Origin of the sequence: Vibrio sp. AND4 (assembly GCF_000171815.1) — a bacterium.
Lineage (GTDB): Bacteria > Pseudomonadota > Gammaproteobacteria > Enterobacterales > Vibrionaceae > Vibrio.
In genome coordinates this window covers 142986-160970 of record NZ_ABGR01000005.1, presented here as the reverse complement: position 1 = coordinate 160970, position 17985 = coordinate 142986, and the positions used below count along the sequence as shown (strand labels likewise).

20 protein-coding genes are annotated in these 17985 nt (G+C 44.5%); 10 read left to right on the top strand and 10 right to left on the bottom strand.

Annotated elements, in window-relative coordinates:
• The first annotated feature begins 28 nt into the window (after window positions 1–28).
• The 7 genes from AND4_RS08775 (at window position 29) to AND4_RS08745 (ending at window position 6798) form a co-directional block, all read left to right on the top strand.
• Entirely contained in the window at window positions 29–1756 is a 1728-nt protein-coding gene (locus AND4_RS08775; RefSeq protein ID WP_009842603.1) for a transporter, read from the top strand.
• A gap of 80 nt (window positions 1757–1836) precedes the next feature.
• Window positions 1837–2088 carry a GlsB/YeaQ/YmgE family stress response membrane protein gene (locus AND4_RS08770; protein WP_009842602.1) on the top strand — a complete coding sequence of 84 codons (252 nt, stop codon included), beginning with the start codon at window positions 1837–1839 and terminating at the stop codon, window positions 2086–2088.
• Window positions 2089–2282: 194 nt separating this feature from the next.
• Window positions 2283–3188, top strand: a complete 906-nt coding sequence (locus tag AND4_RS08765; protein ID WP_009842601.1) for a LysR family transcriptional regulator — start codon at window positions 2283–2285, stop codon at window positions 3186–3188.
• A 225-nt stretch (window positions 3189–3413) separates the two neighbouring features.
• Window positions 3414–3857, top strand: a complete 444-nt coding sequence (locus AND4_RS08760; protein ID WP_009842600.1) for a CesT family type III secretion system chaperone — start codon at window positions 3414–3416, stop codon at window positions 3855–3857.
• Between the two features lie 18 nt (window positions 3858–3875).
• Entirely contained in the window at window positions 3876–4676 is an 801-nt protein-coding gene (locus tag AND4_RS08755) for a RhoGAP domain-containing protein (protein WP_009842599.1), read from the top strand.
• A gap of 446 nt (window positions 4677–5122) precedes the next feature.
• Window positions 5123–6016 carry a nuclear transport factor 2 family protein gene (locus tag AND4_RS08750; RefSeq protein ID WP_009842598.1) on the top strand — a complete coding sequence of 298 codons (894 nt, stop codon included), beginning with the start codon at window positions 5123–5125 and terminating at the stop codon, window positions 6014–6016.
• A 158-nt stretch (window positions 6017–6174) separates the two neighbouring features.
• The gene (locus AND4_RS08745; RefSeq protein WP_009842597.1) at window positions 6175–6798 is read left to right on the top strand and encodes a GNAT family N-acetyltransferase; all 624 of its coding nucleotides are present in this window, start codon (window positions 6175–6177) and stop codon (window positions 6796–6798) included.
• 99 nt (window positions 6799–6897) lie between these two features.
• Here AND4_RS08745 and AND4_RS08740 read toward each other — a convergent pair whose 3' ends face one another.
• Window positions 6898–7350 (bottom strand): YcgN family cysteine cluster protein, encoded by a 453-nt coding sequence (locus AND4_RS08740; RefSeq protein ID WP_009842596.1) that lies wholly within the window; start codon window positions 7348–7350, stop codon window positions 6898–6900.
• A 220-nt stretch (window positions 7351–7570) separates the two neighbouring features.
• On the opposite strand from AND4_RS08740, the gene AND4_RS08735 reads away from it, so the two are divergent.
• Both AND4_RS08735 and aqpZ read left to right on the top strand, forming a co-directional pair.
• Entirely contained in the window at window positions 7571–7819 is a 249-nt protein-coding gene (locus tag AND4_RS08735) for a YkgJ family cysteine cluster protein (RefSeq protein ID WP_009842595.1), read from the top strand.
• Window positions 7820–8087: 268 nt separating this feature from the next.
• The gene (gene aqpZ / locus AND4_RS08730; protein ID WP_009842594.1) at window positions 8088–8786 is read left to right on the top strand and encodes an aquaporin Z; all 699 of its coding nucleotides are present in this window, start codon (window positions 8088–8090) and stop codon (window positions 8784–8786) included.
• Between the two features lie 63 nt (window positions 8787–8849).
• Here aqpZ and recR read toward each other — a convergent pair whose 3' ends face one another.
• The 7 genes from recR to AND4_RS08695 form a co-directional block, all read right to left on the bottom strand.
• Entirely contained in the window at window positions 8850–9449 is a 600-nt protein-coding gene (recR, locus tag AND4_RS08725) for a recombination mediator RecR (protein WP_009842593.1), read from the bottom strand.
• Between the two features lie 30 nt (window positions 9450–9479).
• Window positions 9480–9809, bottom strand: coding sequence for a YbaB/EbfC family nucleoid-associated protein (locus AND4_RS08720; protein ID WP_009842592.1), 330 nt, complete (start codon window positions 9807–9809; stop codon window positions 9480–9482).
• 82 nt (window positions 9810–9891) lie between these two features.
• Window positions 9892–12084, bottom strand: a complete 2193-nt coding sequence (dnaX, locus tag AND4_RS08715) for a DNA polymerase III subunit gamma/tau (protein ID WP_009842591.1) — start codon at window positions 12082–12084, stop codon at window positions 9892–9894.
• A gap of 8 nt (window positions 12085–12092) precedes the next feature.
• On the bottom strand, window positions 12093–12638 hold the full coding sequence (apt, locus tag AND4_RS08710) for an adenine phosphoribosyltransferase (protein ID WP_009842590.1): 546 nt from the start codon (window positions 12636–12638) through the stop codon (window positions 12093–12095).
• 166 nt (window positions 12639–12804) lie between these two features.
• Complete coding sequence (locus AND4_RS08705; RefSeq protein ID WP_086026804.1) at window positions 12805–13209, bottom strand: YbaN family protein; 405 nt, start codon at window positions 13207–13209, stop codon at window positions 12805–12807.
• Window positions 13210–13224: 15 nt separating this feature from the next.
• The gene (locus tag AND4_RS20530; protein ID WP_009842588.1) at window positions 13225–13356 is read right to left on the bottom strand and encodes a hypothetical protein; all 132 of its coding nucleotides are present in this window, start codon (window positions 13354–13356) and stop codon (window positions 13225–13227) included.
• A 231-nt stretch (window positions 13357–13587) separates the two neighbouring features.
• Entirely contained in the window at window positions 13588–14688 is a 1101-nt protein-coding gene (locus AND4_RS08695) for a response regulator (protein WP_009842587.1), read from the bottom strand.
• Between the two features lie 284 nt (window positions 14689–14972).
• Between AND4_RS08695 and AND4_RS08690 the strand changes: the two genes are divergently transcribed.
• Window positions 14973–15848, top strand: a complete 876-nt coding sequence (locus tag AND4_RS08690; RefSeq protein ID WP_009842586.1) for a LysR family transcriptional regulator — start codon at window positions 14973–14975, stop codon at window positions 15846–15848.
• A 75-nt stretch (window positions 15849–15923) separates the two neighbouring features.
• Here the strand turns inward: AND4_RS08690 and purF are convergent, their stop codons facing one another.
• The gene (gene purF / locus AND4_RS08685; RefSeq protein WP_009842585.1) at window positions 15924–17438 is read right to left on the bottom strand and encodes an amidophosphoribosyltransferase; all 1515 of its coding nucleotides are present in this window, start codon (window positions 17436–17438) and stop codon (window positions 15924–15926) included.
• 36 nt (window positions 17439–17474) lie between these two features.
• Window positions 17475–17966 (bottom strand): CvpA family protein, encoded by a 492-nt coding sequence (locus AND4_RS08680; protein WP_009842584.1) that lies wholly within the window; start codon window positions 17964–17966, stop codon window positions 17475–17477.
• Between the last annotated feature and the right edge of the window lie 19 nt (window positions 17967–17985).

The following is a 17985-nucleotide window of genomic DNA, read 5'->3' as shown; positions in this document are numbered from 1 at the left end:
TTCAACGTTTAAGATAACAGGTGACACTATGTCTTTTCTTTTTAGTTACTTGTCCGAGAATCCGTTCGTATTTCTGTTTTTATCACTCGCTGTTGGTTACCCACTGGGCCGGCGAACTTTTAAAGGTGTGAGCTTAGGTACCACTGCAGGCACATTGGTGGTGGGCGTGGCTCTAGCACTGACGTCGTTCTCTGTCTATGGGCTAAAAATCGAAGAACCCGGACTGGTCTCAGATATTTTCTTAATGATGTTCATGTACGCCATCGGGATGAAAGTTGGCCCTCAATTCTTCTCTGGGTTAGCGCGCGGAGGCATCGATTTTATCGTGATAGGTTTGATCGTGGTATTTAGCAATTTCGCGATTGTGGTCATCGGTGCCAAACTCATGGGGCTTGAACCTGGATACGCCGCTGGCATCATCTCCGGTAGCTATACAGTGACCGCAGTAATGGGGGTTGCTCAATCAGCCATCAGCTCCGGGGCATTCACGCCACCAGAAGGCATGAGTATCGATCACGTGAGCGCGAATATCGCTGCCGGTTACGCGATTAGCTACGTCTTATCAACGGTACTTATTATCCTGTTCATCAAATACCTACCAGCCCTTTTTGGTATCGATCCGGTGAAAGCAGGTAAAGATGCCGAAGCCGAATTTTCGACGGGTAACGAGGATGAGAAGCTACCAAGCACTTTTGGTTTCTCTGCCGTTGGTGCTCTTCCCATTGACGTTCGAGCCTACAAAGTGACAAATCAGGCGCTTGTCGGGCGTTCAGTTCAGGATCTATACCAGTCTTTTCCTGACACCGCCGTTCTCAAAGTCGTACGAGGTGATGAAGTGTTCGAAGCGTCGCAGAATCCAACGTTAGCTCTCAATGACGTGATTGGTGTGCGCGGGGAATATAGGGTGTTAATCGCTGAAGGTGAAACGGATATTGGCAACGAGGTTGACGATCCTCGAGCAAGAAATATCGATATTGAGGTTGCCGACATTCACTTGGGTAAGTCTGAACACGCTGGTAAAACCATTGCGCAGCTGCATGCTGAAGTGGGGTTTGGTGTCTACTTTAAAGCCCTATTTAGACAAGGCCATCAACAACCTTTGTTACCTCAAACTAAAGTGGAAGTTGGGGATGTCATCCGTATCGCTGGTTCCAAATGGTGTGTAGAAAACACTGCGTCACAACTTAACAGCATTGCCATTGTTGAGAACACGGTAACTGAGACCTTTTATCTCGCCCTATCATTACTTGTAGGCTATATTTTCGGCCACTTCAGCGTCACGTTAGCAGGAATTCCATTTGCGCTTGGAACCTCAGCCGGATGCATGTTAACTGGCATCGTATTTTCCTTTCTTCGCACACGAAATCCTGCCTTTGGCGGGCCGATGAGTGAAGGCGCAAGAAGTTTCTTACAAGACATTGGCCTCAACCTATTTGTGGCTGTACTTGCCGCGACTGTGGGTCCCAAAATTCTCGCCTCCTTCCAAGGTATCATCGTTATAAAAATCGCGTTGCTCGGTGTAATTGCAGCCCTTGTACCGCCATTGCTGGCTTGGTTGTATGGCTTGTATGTCCGCAAGATGAACCCTGCTATTTTGGCCGGCGCCTGCGCGGGAGGTCGCAACAGCACGCCGGCAATGAAAGGCGCACAAGATGCTTGCCAAAGTGATATGCCAGCCATCGGCTATCCCGTGCCTTACGCGCTGACTTCGGTACTTGTGTTGATTTTAGGCTACATAGCAATGGTCATTAGTTAATTAAGAATCTGCACATTACTCACAATGAACTATGATTTAATCGAGTTGAACACTAATTGATTAAAGAGTAAGGAGAAATCATGGGCTTTCTATCTTGGATTATTCTTGGTTTGATAGCTGGCGCGCTCGCCAAATGGTTGATGCCAGGAAATGATGGTGGCGGTTGGCTTGCCACCATGGTACTAGGGATTGTGGGCGCCTTTGTCGGCGGTTTCTTGGGGAGCTTTATCGGCCTTGGTGGTACCGACGGCGTTAATATAGGTAGTATCATCACCGCAACAGCGGGTGCCTTCGTTGTGTTATTTGTCTACAACCGCTTTATTAGGGGTTGAGTGCACTTCATTCCTTCAAAAACAAGCAAGCCTTTCGGGATGAAAGGCTTGCTTGTTTTTGGCCATAAGTCATTTGAGTGCTTGCGAGATTCCGCACACTTGGAAATCTATCGTTAAAAAGCCTAACGCCCTGTGATTCTTATCGCTTTTTAAATTGAGGTCATCGTGTTAAAAGTGTCTCATCGATATAATCCATGAACTCAACAGCACTTATGAACAATTTTGATTACACCTCTTTGGATGGACGCTTACTGCGTATGTTTATTAGCGTTTATGAAAATCAATCGGTAACGAAAGCAGCCGAAAGTTTGAAAGTGACACAATCAACCGTTAGTCACGGGCTGAATCAGTTACGTAAGATAGTGAAAGACGAGTTATTTGTTGCCTCGGGTAGAAGCATTGCACCAACGCCAAAAGCGACAGAACTTATTCACCATGCCAGAGAAATCGTAATTGCTATGCAAACATTCGCTAGCCAACAACAATACGACCCATCAATAGATACGGCCAGTTTTACCGTTGCTGCAAATGACTATGAGATAGAAACCATCATAAAACCTATGTTTCATCGGTTTCAAGAAGAGGCTCCAAAGAGCTCTTTACATATCGCGCCAGCCAGAACCCAGCTTCAGTGGGCTTCATTGTTACGCTCAGGTAATGTAGACCTCGTTCTCTCACCAGAACTCACCAGTAATGAATCAGATTTAGTTCAAACCAAAGTGTTAAGTGATCAAGATGTGTGTTTTTACAACCCATCAAAGCAAAGCGCCCCAAAAACCTTGGATCAATACTGTCAAATGCCGCATGCAATCATGTCATTTGGACAATCTCATCATACAGAGATTGACACCCTACTACACAAATTAGGCAAAAGAAGAAGAGTGGTGACAACAGCACCAAGCTTTGCATCGATAGCCTCTTTAATCAAAGAAACAAATATTATTGCGACCATGCCTGCTCGCTTGGCACAATCAATATTTAAAGATTTTGAACAAGCGCCGTTGCCTTTTGAACTTCCCCCTTTCAATATTGTAAAAGTCTGGCATAACCGAAATAAACAATCTCAACGCCATGCTTGGTTTAAAGATTTAATGAAATAAGCAGAACCACACCCACATGGTTTCCCCATAATTGTGTTGCCTAGCCCGCACGCAAAGTCTTCTTTGAGCAGCCGATGACTTCTTATTAGCAGCGAAAATAATCAAGAAAAATCGCGCCATGGTAATTGCCGTCTTTTATATAAAAAAATAAAGCTTTCTATTGGTAACTTGGGTACTTCATTGCACCTATAATTCGACCATACATATTGTTCTAGGTTCGAAGAAGTGTCTAATTTACACAACTGTTTTCAGTTACTGCTGAAGAAAATTGGTTTTGATACTAGTGTACAAGATTTAAACAAAGAAATAATTTCTCTGGAAATCGGTGATAACACATACCACTTTAAGGAGTTTCCAGAGGATCACCTGCTCATCTATTCCCTTTTAGACAAAATGCCAGAAACCAGTATGGAAGAACTTTTGAGTCTTCTTAGTGAAAACCACTTCTCTGAGCAACTTATGCCACCAGTGTTTTCATATGATCAACAGACCAAGCTGTTTTTACTCTGGAACAGGCAGTCAATACAAGGTTTAACAGAAGATAGTATTTTGGAGCAACTGGAAGCAGTTATCTCCTCTAATGAGACGATTCAAACCGTGCTTAATAAAGATGAAACCTGCAATCAACTATCGAGCAATTCAGAGATATTCAGCGGCATTCGCTGCTAGTTAGAAAAGGATAAATATATGTTAAGGTACGGAAGTACACCAGTAGTATCACGTGAAGTAAACACTGAATTGAAAGCAAAGCTTGAACAACCAAAGAACAATTCAGTGCGACAAGAAGCCCACCTTAATTTAAGTGGAAAGGTACAAACAGTTAAGCTGTCTGAAACATCATCTCAAGCTGCAGAAGTCGGTAAAGGGAAAATGTCTCGGTTGATTACCTCTATCTCAAACTTCTTTGGTGAGATTTCCAATGCAATAAGTCAAATGTTCAGTCGGCGAACCAACAAAAATGAAGGTGCAAATAAGGCTGCAACTGCCTCTCAAGAAGCAGCAGTCTCACAAGAAAAAACTAAAGTTGCAACTGCTCAAAACAAGGACATTTTTGCTGTTTTCGATGGGAACGAAGGAAAGCTAAAGGAGGACGGGCTTATGCGATTATCAGGCGTGACACACCAAGTCAATGAAGTACTTCAATCGACGAAAAAAGAAGACCTCGAAAATTTCCCCCTCCATGCTCTTACTGGTGCCTTTAAAAAGAATATCCGGGAGCATCTACCTGCTAAAGACGCAGCAGCTATCAGTGATTTGGTTACTGAGTACACCAATAGCAAAAACCTTCCACCATTAACCGAAATGCCGGAAATGGCGCAAGACGCCATTAATCTCGCTAAACAGATTAGCGCTCACAGCGATGAAAACCGCATGACTCCATATAATCTAGGGGTCGTATTAGGACCAAACTTCGATAACAGTCGTGTAATTAATTTAACAAGAAATGCAGAATTTGTTGCATTCTTCACAGAGATGATTAGTTCGTGATCTAGCTTTGATAAGCGGGAAGCCCCTACCTTCCCGCTTATATTTACATAGTCATAAATACACTCCTCCGAAGAAACGAACCTTGCTTACTCTAAATCACTTCTCATCTATTCCATTCCCGATAGGCAAAAAATATCAAAGTGACGTGTCTCTTCGCAGTCTTATTTGATTCCTTGACTTATCAAAGCTTGCTAATAGAAGTTTGTCCCAATGCCGCAGAGGCTGGTGAAGCTAGTTTTCTTTGAATCTATCCGGTTAATCGTTGTAAAACGCAAGAACCATCACACAAGTACCCCACAAACCGCAAAGTCTTTTCAGGCATGACAACTTGCCAAAATAAACCATCGAATTCTTTCATGCCTAACATCGAAACCATTCTATATATTTAATGAGATTAAAGAATTAGCATTTAGAAGGTCAATCAAATACCGAATAAGGAAAATGAAATGTCTTTTAAATCTACCGCAATTGGAGTGGCAGTTTGCCTATTCGCTGTTCCTAGCTTCGCAAACCTAAGCACCATCGATGCTCAAACAAGTAACTCAATAAAAATTGCTGAAGGTTTTTATCAGGATGTACTGGCGTATCGAAACTTGAATAATTTTGGCAAATATATCGGTGAAACATACATTCAACACGCCACAGCCTATGGCGATGGCCCTGTTGAACTGATAAAAGCGGTAGCAGGTGAATTAACCGCCGATCCAAATGTGAAAGTTGACCTTTATCGCACTATTGCTGAGGGACCATACGTAGCAATACATTCTGTTTGGACCTCTTCCGATGGCGCGGAATATGTCTATGTGGATATCTGGAGAGAAGAAGATGGCAAGTTAGTAGAGCACTGGGATCACTACCAACAAGTACCAAAGAAATCTGCCAATAAAAACACTATGTACCAAGGCCCAGACGCCAACATTTATGACTCGACTCAAGATATCGAACGCAATAGAGAAAGAGCTATCGCCGTCTTAAAGAGTTTTGACAAACCATCAGATACAAAGGCTGTAAAGCAATACGTTTCTGATGAGACTTATATTCAGCATAACCCTGAAGTTCCTGACGGTAAAGATGCGTTGCTTGGCTACCTGGATTACCTAAACAGTAACGGTACTAGATTAAAAACCGACATTGCTAAGACCATCGCAATGGGTGATATGGTTCTTGTTCACTCTAAACAGACCAATCTTGATAAAAAAGACGATCTAGGGGTTGGTTATATCGATATTTTCCGCTTTGACAGCGAAGGTTTGATCGTTGAACACTGGGATATCACCGAGCCTCAAACAGGAAAATCAGCAAACAACAATGATGTATTTGGTTACCCGAGTAAGCCTTAGTCTCAATGACAACTAAATTACATTGATAAAAGATGTCAAACGTTAGGGGCCATCTCAGATCGAGGTTGTCCCTAACTCCACACGATGCGAATGCCTCTGTATTGATACGTGCTGTGACTTAGCCATTGATTTCACCACTCATATATTCGATTAAAAACATGAAAACAATCCAATATCGCGATGCAACCGTGGAAGATTTTAAAGCGGTAGTTGATCTGTTTGCTTCCAACCTAGATCTCAAAGTCTTTACATCAGTTAAGAATGAGGAGATCCATTACCAATTAGCCACCATTTTTACTGCCAATGACTTTTTTAATGGCAATTTTATCAAAATAGCCGAATTCAAGGGGCTCGTTTGTGGTGTATTGATTGGCTCAACCAGCAAAACGTTTGATAAAGCGCTGACATTTGAACGAGAAACAATTATCAATAAAGCGACAGCAAGATTGCAAATGAGCGCCCCCGGACGCACCTTGCTTTCCGAGATGAATACCAGAAAGAAACAAGCTAAGGGAGGAAACGACCATAATTGTGACAGTGAGCTTTTGTTGTTCTGCGTAGATAAAAATTATCGCCGCAATCATATTGGTTCGACTTTAATGCAAGCTTTCGAAAATTACTTAACGGAAAAAGGCTCACAAGGTTATTTCTTGTATACCGATACACAGTGCAGTTTCCAGTACTACGAAAACAATGGCTACCAACGCATTCATAGCCGCCCCAACAGATTTAACTCAAAGATCGAACACTATACTTATATCAAAACCCTCGTCACTCAATGAGGACTGCGCTGTTCAAAAATAACAGTTTTGGTCACTGCGCTAAGCCTTTTGGATTACACACAATCCATATTTACAACACGGAAGTGTATACGATGAACGCTACTTTTGAGGTTTTAGTCTATCCGGTAAGTTTTGAATGTGATCGGCCCAGTCTACCACGTCAATCTCATACACCACTTTGTTTCGTACACTCTCACCGGCTGCATGCATCGCAGACTTAGAGCCTGTGATAAGTGGGTGCCACTCTGGTAGTGGCTGCTTTTCAGCCAGCAAGCGGTACGCACACGTAGGTGGCAACCAGGTGAAGTCATCAATGTCTTCACGGGTTAGCTTGGTGCACTCTTCACCTGAAGTGAAACGATTTGGGTAATCTTTGCACGAGCATGTTTTGCTGTTTAACCAACTACACGCTACGTTGGTATAGTATATTTCGTCCGTATCTTCATCCATTAGCTTGTGTAAGCAGCATTTACCACACCCATCACAGAGAGATTCCCACTCTCCTTCTGTCATGTGTTCTAACGATTTACTTTGCCAAAATGGGGTGCTCATACGCTTGTTACTTTTACCGAATGGGATTGAATTGGGAGCGATTTATACCTCTCTGAACGGCAAAATTCAAGTTTTACGGTTTTTCTGGAGAGATCAGAATATTGAGTAAGATTTGTTCGTATTTGCCCAACATGATCTTATGGAAAGAATTTACGCACGCCTCTTCCAATCTAGCGAGAAATGATCATAATGCCCACTTCATTTTTACGAGGTTTTTTAGATGGATTGTCGATTAGGTTGCGGTGCTTGCTGCATTGCACCAAGTATTTCTTCCCCTATTCCTGGTATGCCAAATGGCAAACCAGCAGGTGAACGCTGCATTCAGCTGAATGACGACAATCTATGCAAGCTATTCGAAAAGCCTGAGCGACCAAAAGTTTGCCACGAATTCAAACCGTGCACGTTCGTATGTGGTAAAACCAACCAAGAAGCCCTAATCAATATTACTGAGTTAGAGCTGCTCACCTAACACCCTCTCAAGTGACAGTCAATCGTACAGCATTCGGTTTCTTGCTCGCTCACCACAATCAATACCTTATCTTAGTATTTGAAAATAGCTAAACCGTGTACTTTACAAGTTTCTCTTTTTGGCTCATTGACCTACCCGTTCCGTTTCACATCTGAGACAAATTCACTCTAAATCCGTATTTGAGCTAATTTACGTGCTTCAACTCACACTTTCTTGACAGTTCTCTACTATGTTCAGCGGGTAATCTAAATCCAATATAGGAAATAATATGAATAAATACATGGCAGAGGTTTTTGGTACTTTTTGGTTAGTACTTGGTGGTTGTGGTAGTGCAGTATTGGCTGCTGGCTTCCCAGATGTAGGCATTGGTCTTCTGGGGGTTTCTCTCGCTTTCGGTCTCACCGTTCTTACGATGGCGTTTGCGATTGGCCACATCTCGGGCTGCCACCTAAACCCGGCGGTAACCATCGGTTTGTGGGCGGGTGGTCGCTTTGATACAAAAGATGTTGTCCCTTACATTATCGCGCAAGTTATTGGTGGTGTGATTGCAGGTGGCGTACTCTACGTTATCGCAACGGGCCAAGCGGGCTTTGATGTTGTTGGTTCTGGTTTCGCGTCAAACGGCTATGGCGCTCATTCTCCAGGCCAATATTCAATGGTTGCAGCGTTAGTCACTGAAGTTGTGATGACGATGATGTTCCTTATCGTGATCATGGGCGCAACAGACAAACGCGCACCGCAAGGCTTTGCGCCTATCGCGATCGGCCTGTGTTTAACACTGATTCACCTAATCAGTATCCCTGTAACGAACACATCGGTTAACCCAGCACGTAGTACTGGTGTTGCAGTATTTGTTGGCGACTGGGCGATATCACAGCTATGGCTATTTTGGGTAGCACCAATCGTTGGTGGTATTCTCGGCGCACTCATCTACAAGAATCTTCTTGGCACAGAATCAAACGATTAATCGATTCTCAAACTCTAAGATCAAAAAAGCCGCTGAACTCAGCGGCTTTATTCGGTTCGATGCTTAAATCTTGTGTCGACCAAGTAACGAGTGCGACAAGGTTGTCCCATCCACGAGTTCAAGCTCGCCACCCACTGGCACACCGTGTGCGATGCGACTTGCTTCCACTTGGTGCTCTTTGCAAAGTTCTGCGATGTAATGTGCCGTCGCTTCCCCTTCCACCGTTGGGTTGGTAGCCAGAATCACTTCAGAGATATCACCTCGGCGCAGACGGTAATCCAGTACGTCGAGACCAATATCACTTGGGCCAATTCCATCTAGCGGTGATAAGTGTCCCATCAGTACGAAGTATCGACCCGAATATTGGCCAGTCGCTTCTACTGCTGCGATGTCTGCCGGGCTTTCTACCACACAAATCTGGCCATTGTCTTGGCGTTTTGGGTTAGTACAAATATGGCAAACTTCTTCTTCTGTAAAAGTACGACACTCGGTGCAATGGCCGATTTCTGTCATTGCTTGGCTCAGCGCATCTGCTAGTTGCAGACCGCCTTTTCTATCACGCTGTAACAAATGAAAGGCCATACGCTGCGCCGACTTGGGACCAACCCCAGGTAGACAACGTAAGGCCTCCATCAATTGTTCCAGCATATGGCTGGTACGCATTGAAAATCCGCTTAGTTAGAGTTCTGCAGATTAGAATGGCATTTTCATGCCTGGTGGTAATTGCATACCGCCAGTTACATCTGCCATTTTTTCTTTTTGAGTTTCTTCAACACGACGTGCTGCATCGTTAAATGCAGCAGCGATAAGATCTTCTAGCATCTCTTTGTCGTCTTCCATTAAACTTTCGTCAATGTCAACACGACGCACACTGTGGCTACCAGTGATGGTCACTTTCACTAGACCAGCGCCAGACTCGCCAGTGATTTCCATATTCGCGATTTCTTCTTGAAGCTTTTGCATGCGATCTTGCATTTGCTGGGCTTGCTTCATTAGGTTGCCCATACCGCCTTTACCAAACATGTTTATCTCTCTGGTTTAATGAGGTGTTGTTTCTTTTAATGGGGTTGCAACTTTAGGTTTTCAACCCCATTCCGTTCGATTTTTAGATAGGGCGTACGCTATCTTTGTCAAGCTCTGCGGCGAATCGGCGTTCGATGAACTGAACGTGCGGATCACTTTCTAAACAGTTCAGAGCCTGCTGTAATTTTTCTTGATAAAGTCTATCTCTCAACTCTAGCGGCGTCTCACCGTTTTCGCCCACACCGATGCTTAAGTGACACTCTTGACCCAACACTTCGTTCAATGCGCTCAGAAGCTCGCTTTGCGCCCTGTCGGTACTCAAGTGTGCCTGACTGCCTCTTAATTGTAGCGAAACTGTCGAGCCTTCTTTGTGAAAATGCGAGTTTAATGCCAGTTGTTCGACTAACTTTGGCATGTTCATCTTGCTGATTATATTCGCCCACTCATTTTTCTCTAGAGATTCATCAATCAGTTTTTGCGCCATTTCTGGCGTCTTTTTATGCTCTAGCGCTTGCTTGAGTTGCGTAGGTGTCAACTGCGTATTGGCTTTCTTTTCAACCGGCTTTGTTGGTCGCCAACGATACGCTTGATCCTCCGGTGCTTGCTTTTCAGCTTGAGGAGCAGATTTAGGCGACACCTGCGCGGAATTGCCATGCAATTGCGCTAGACGGTCAATAACCGATTCTTTCTGTGCAGATGTCGCGTTAGACTTTTTTGGACCACCATTTGGCGCTGCCGCTGATTGCTGTTGCCCTTGACGCTGCGAGCGTAATTGATGTCGCAAACCGCTCAAGCTACTACGGGCAGGCGCTGGTGCACCCTCTTGTGACTGAGACGGTTGAGGAGCTTGCTGCGTTGGCGCAGGGTTCTCACTCATTGGCGGCGCCATATCATATTGTGGTGGCGCCATATCGTACCCGTCCTGATGTTCAGGTTGGTACTGTGGCGCTTCATGCATTATTGCAGGGTTATATGTCGCAGACTGTCCCACTGGCTGAGATGCCGCTTGTTGTGATACTGATGGCGTCGGGCGTTGTGGGTCAGGTGCTTGAAACGTCGATTGCTGCCGTGGCGACGATGCCTGCTGTTGTGATGGCTGCTGCTGCGAAACCGCTTTGGACTGACTTGTACTCGTCGTCGATGCCACTTGTGGCTGTGATGACGGAGAAATCACGTTTGCACCCTGACTTTCGGACAGACGGAATGCCATCATGCGCAACACGATCATTTCCATACCTACGCGACCATTTGGTGACAGTGCCAGGTCTTCGCGGCCTTTTAATGCGATTTGATAGTAAAGCTGAACATCTTGCGGTGTTAGTGCTTTACTCAATAATTCAATCTTTTCGGCATCAGGTTTAGCCAGATCCAAAGTCGATGGCAAGGCTTGGTATATCGCGACACGATGAAGCTGCGATGCCAATTGTTGTAACAATCCATCCCACTCCACACCGTTTGATGCAAGTTGTTTAATCTTGTCCATCGCCAGTTGAGGTTGCTTGCTGCTGATCGACTCCAGTAAATGAATCGCTTGGTCGGTATCAATCGTTCCAAGCATATGGCTCACGATATCAGTTTGAATCGTGCCGTTACCTAAAGCAATCGCTTGATCAGTTAAGCTCAGAGCATCACGCATACTGCCGTCCGCGGCGTGCGAGATCATACCAAGTGCTCTTGCTTCCGCAGAGACTTGTTCTTTTGCCAAGATATGGTCAAGTTGCTGATGAATTACATCAACACTGATTGGCTTGAGGTGGAACTGCAAACAGCGTGACAAGATAGTCACAGGCAATTTTTGTGGATCGGTCGTAGCCAACAAGAACTTCACATACTCTGGTGGCTCTTCCAGCGTTTTCAACAACGCATTGAAAGAGTGACGCGACAACATGTGTACTTCATCGATGAGATACACTTTAAAACGTCCGCGAGCGGGTTTGTATTGCACGTTGTCTAACAGTTCACGAGTATCTTCAACTTTAGTACGAGAAGCAGCGTCGATCTCTAGTAGGTCGACAAAGCGACCTTCATCAATCTCACGACAAGTATCACACTTACCGCAAGGGTTAGCTGTAATGCCTGTCTCACAGTTCAGGCCCTTAGCAAACAGTCGGCCAATCGACGTCTTACCAACGCCTCGTGTGCCGCTAAATAGGTACGCATGGTGTAAGCGATTTTGCGCTAACGCGTTCTCCAAAGCAGTTAAGACATGACTCTGCCCGACAACTTGATCAAACTTGCTAGGACGCCATTTTCGCGCTAAAGCTAAGTAACTCATTGAATTTATTAGTTTCCTTCAAAGTCGCAAATACTGTATACGTTCAAACCTAGACTTTCTAGGCGCTTATCACCACCGATTTCTGGCAGGTTGATAACGAACGCAGCGTGCTCTACTTCACCACCTAGTTGACGGATCAGTTTTGTTGTTGCTTCAATTGTACCGCCAGTTGCTAGTAAGTCATCAACAACCAATACTTTATCGCCTGCTACGATGGCATCAGTATGAATTTCTAGTGTATCCACACCATACTCAAGTTCATACGATTGAGCTATTGTTGGGCGAGGCAGTTTGCCAGGCTTACGAACAGGAACAAAGCCCACGCCCAGTTCGAGTGCCAGAGGTGCACCAAACAGGAAACCACGCGCTTCTGTGCCAACCACTTTGGTAAAACCCATGTCTTTATAGCGTTCCACCAATAGGTTAATTGTCGCTTGATACGCATTGGCATCTTCAAGAAGGCTAGTTACGTCGCGAAAAAGAATGCCTGGCTTTGGGTAATCTTGAATGCTTTTGATGCTAGATTTGATCAGTGAAATTGTTTCTGTAGTCATAATGTTGATTTACTTAGATTGGCTTATCCCCCTCTGTTCTTATCGCAATATTTCTGAGGGCAACAAACAATTGGCTTTCACCGCTATGGGCTCAATTGAATCAAAGTCACAAGCGTTGAAAATACAAACGCCCACTCGAAGAGCGGGCACACAATTCCATACAATCTTAGTGATTTTCTTCCCGGTCAGCAACTAACTCAGTCACAGGCAGACGCATAAAACAGCCCAGTAAAACAATTAGCATCACTAAAAGCACAATTTTCACCCAAATGATGGGCGCAATAATGATAGAAGCGGTAAAACTTAGTGCAATGAAAAGCGCACCACGTTGTTTAACTTGACGAGTAACGGCGCGGTTTTTGTGCCAATTATCAAGTATCGGGCCAAATGTTTTATGTTGGTGTAACCAATAATGAAACGCAGGATTGCCACGCATAAAGCATGCACTCGCGAGAAGAATAAAAGGTGTTGTGGGCAGTAAAGGGAGGACGATACCAACAATGCCAAGTATCATACAGAGTCCACCAACAATATTGAAAAAGTAACGCTTAATACGAATGGGGGACTCCAATAGACAATCGGTCGATTAAAAACCTGCGTAACCGTTCATTACGCGAATCCACGTTAAAGTTGCAGGTAAAGTTGGGATCAAGAGGACCGCAATAAAACCCAAAAAATAAAAAATATTATAAGGCTCTTTAAAATCTTTGTCTTCCATGTTGCTTCCTCTCACTAGTTTTACATTACTCGTTCCAGTCACGCAGAGTTAAATTATCGTTGCGCAAATGAGACATTATTGTTTGAAGGCCAAATATACCGTAAACAAAAAAAACAAAACACCAGCAAAAAGTAAGGCTATATTGCAGAAAGCTACCCCTGATGGCTCTCACAGACGATAAAAAAGCAGCTCTCAGGAAGCTGCTTTGCTTAGATTTACTGCTCGCTAGGACTAGCGATTCAATTGGACGATGTTGAGGCTAAAGCTTGAAGAGCCAAGGCAACCAACGGACAACTGTCCATTGCCATTAAGTGGCAAATCTTTTGTGATGAAATTTTTTAAGCTCCCATCCCCGAGTTTGTTCGCGGCTGCAATATGTCTATTTTCTTGGCCATCAAACCATTGACTGTCCAGCCCCGCTGGCAGAATCGAAATCGAAGCCGAGGCTAGATCAGCGATACCAAAAATAGCATCGACTGCCCCCGTACAATCTGAGCACTGAATTCCTTTCTCAATAATTTCAACCATGTCCTTGAGGTCTGCACTAAAGCTCTTCAAGTTACGTAGATAATCATCGAACAGTGCGCGAATCAGCAGTGTCGTCGCCACACCATCTTTATCTAAAGAGGCTGAATCAACCAAATAGAAAGCAAATTGACCATTCATCAACCAACGATAATCAAACACCAAGGGCATAACATCGGTAGACTGTAATAAGCGATACGAGCACGTCCAGTCACCCTGAGACGTGTCTTTCTCTGGTAGCAGTGCATGAAGTAAGTCTCGCGCTGCGTTTGGATTTTGCTGTAAGTACTCTAAATGCCAATGAAGTTCCTGTTCGTCTGGTATCTCTCCACCATCATCGACACGAAACCACTGGCTTGAGAAGTCACGCTGCTCCGCAAAGTGACAATCTGAATTCTCGAGTGTGTTTTCTATTGCTTGGGACAAGTGTTCATAATTTCCGATTGGCTTCGGTAAAAAATCTTTGATACCAAAACGCAGCGCTTTTGCAACGTCGGACATTTCATCGGTCCCTGATACGACGATGAGCGGCATCGACGGATATTCAAGGCTGACTTCCTCAACAAACTCGATCCCGTCTAACACGGGCATAGATAAATCACATAAGACAAGATCTGGGTGGTGTGTTCTTAGTTGTTGAAGCGCCTCAAGGCCGTTCTCAGCTTCTACTACCCTAAAACCCTGACTTTCCAAATAAGCACTGGTCACTTTACGAAAAATCGGATCATCGTCTACCAGCATAATAAGCTTTTGAGTGATCATTTCCTGCGCCGAGACCGTTGCCGTTTGACTGTGAGTTTTAAACATACTTTTACACCTCACATTACTTAGTCAAAAAAGAAATTTCTGCGTTATTATTTTTGTTGTACTTACATCTTACAAAACGTTGTGCAGCAAGACATGAGACCTAGTGGCCTTGCTATAAACCCTAGCCTTAAATTCACATTTATACAACTATTCCCTGGTTTATCAGTGTTTACTAAAAGTGCCTTACTGTGTTCAAATGGCGCAACATGTTGACTTAAAGCCAACTTTGATCCCAAAGTTAATAATCAATTAGCCATAAACGATAGTTGAATGTGTCTGTAAATATGAAATTAGATGATCTGAACCTATTTCGATTGGTTGTCGAAAATGGGAGTTATACCGCAACTTCGCGAAAAACCATGATACCGGTGGCAACCATCACTCGACGCATTCAAGCACTTGAGGATTCTGTCAATCTTCGGTTGCTGAACCGTCATGCGCGTAAGCTCTCCCTGACTGAGGCCGGAGAGCGTTTCTACCATGAATGCTCACCATTATTACAACGCCTAACCTCAACCGCTGAAGAGATAACGGATGATTGCCGTGGTGCATCGGGCAAAATTAAAATCTCTGCGCCATATAACCTAACAAAACGCATGATGATGCCGATGTTTAATGCGTTCATGAAACAGTACCCGGACATCAACATCGAGCTGAAAACGGAAAGCAATGCCGATCAACTTGACCCGACCGAATGGGATGTCATTTTCCGTGTTGGTCCACAACGTGATTCAAGCTTGATTGCGCGTAAAATCGGCGAAGTCAAAGACATCCTCGTGGCAAGCCCAGAGTACCTCATTGCAAACCCTGCCCCAAATCACGCTGAAGAGCTTTCTAACCACTCTTTGCTGAAAGGCTCACCACTTATCAAGTGGACGCTGATCAACAGCAAAGGGGAGTCTGTGGTGAACGTAGAACGCGGTCGTTTCCAAGCTAATGCTCTGAACGTGGTTCGAAGTACTTGCTCTGAAGGGCTAGGAATTACTTTGATGCCCGATGTGATGATCAAAGAGTACATCGAAAATGGTGATCTGGTGCGCATACTGTCTGATTGGAGTGCCAACCCACGTGACATCTACATGCTCTATAACCACAAAGATCACTTACCTGAGAAGGTTCGATTGTTCATTGACTTTGTGATCGCTTACAAAGCTCACTAAGGCAAAAAAAGCGCAGACCATAAAAAACAAAAACCAGAGCCAAGGCTCTGGTTTTTGAGTAGTAAAAGCTGCGATCTAAGCGCCTTCGTTGTGCAGTTCTAAGTTCGCTAATTCTTGCTGAATCTCACGCTGTATTTTCGCATCGTCGTTACGCAGGCCATCTAAGAAATCAAGGTATTGTTGGTCAATATCACCCGTAACATATTCGCCATTAAATACCGATGTATCGAACTGAGTAATGTCTTGGTTACCTAAACCAACCGCTCCTATCAGATCATCCAGGCGTTGGTAAATCAGTGCATCTGCGCCAATTTGCTTACAGATCGTATCGTTGTCGCGGCCATGTGCAATCAGCTCTGTCGCACTTGGCATATCGATGCCGTAGACGTTCGGGAAACGAACCTCTGGCGCAGCAGAAACCATAAACACTTTGTTCGCACCTGAGTCTCGGGCCATCTCGATAATCTGCTCAGATGTCGTGCCACGAACAATAGAATCGTCCACAAGTAAAACATTCTTGCCTTTGAACTCTGAGCGAATCGCGTTCAGCTTGCGACGCACCGACTTTTTACGTTGTTGCTGACCAGGCATAATGAAGGTACGACCCACGTAGCGGTTCTTCACAAAACCTTGACGGTACGGCTTATCGATCGCTTGAGCAATTTGCAATGCAATATCACAAGAGGTTTCTGGAATTGGGATAACCACATCAATATCGAGATCCGCGTAGTCCTCACTGATGCGCTCACCGAGCTTCTTACCCATTTCAACACGTGCACTGTACACGGAAATCTTATCGATAAATGAATCCGGACGAGCAAAGTAAACGAATTCGAAAATACAAGGATTGAGTTTTGGATTGTCCGCACATTGCTTAGTAAATAGCTGGCCATCAAATGTTGCGTAGATAGCTTCACCGGGTGCCACATCACGCATGAAATCAAATCCAACGGCATCAAGCGCAACAGATTCTGAAGCAACCATATATTCTGTCTTGCCATTAATTTCACGCTTACCAAGGCAAAGAGGACGAATACCATGCGGGTCTCTAAATGCAATCATACCATGACCGATGATCATGGCCGTTACCGCGTATGCGCCTCGAATAGCACGATGTACGTTCGTCACCGCACGGAACACGTCTTCTGAAGTGACATTACCTTTGACTGTATCAATTTCATGAGCCAGAACATTAAGCAATACTTCTGAATCTGAAGTGGTGTTGATATGGCGACGATCTTTTTCAAACAACTTCTGACGTACTTCGTGTGCGTTAGTCAGGTTACCGTTGTGGGCAAGTGTAATACCGAAAGGGGAATTTACGTAGAAAGGTTGAGCTTCTGAGGCACTTGAACTGCCTGCGGTGGGATAACGAACATGCCCAATACCCACCTCGCCTTGCAAGCGTTGCATGTGCTTTGCTTCAAACACATCTCTCACTAAACCGTTCGCCTTTCGCAGACGAAAACGATTGCTTTCTATGGTACAAATACCAGCGGCATCTTGGCCACGATGCTGTAACACCGTTAACGCGTCATAAATAGACTGGTTTACAGGCGTTGTGCCCACGATTCCAACAATACCACACATGTCCTAATCCTCGATTTGCGACAGTAGCTGGCACTACTAGATAGTGCCAGACAAAAAACTTGATGTTGCTTGTAAGTGCTCGAAGAATGGGGCGATGATACGGCTGAACTCAGGGACCAACTGTGACTCTTTCCACCAATCCGAGCTTGGGAATGCAGTAAACGCATCCATAAAAAACAGCACCGCAGAGACAATCAGTACTCCGCGTAAACCACCAAACACCACACCGAGGATTCGGTCTGTGCCTGAGAGCCCTGTTTTTTGAACCAGTTGACCAATGACGTAATTCACCACTGCACCAACCACTAAGGTTGCGACGAATAACGCCGCAATTGCGGCTCCGTTTCGAAACATCTCATCTTCAATGTTGGTAAAATACACCGCCAATTTGGCGTAGTAATTACTGGAGATAAAAAATGCTCCGAACCAAATCACCAAAGACAAAGCTTCTTTAGCAAAACCGCGAACTAAACTGATCAGAGCTGAAAACCCGATCACACCTAAAATGACAAAATCTAACCAATTCATACTTTCTTCATCTTAAGTT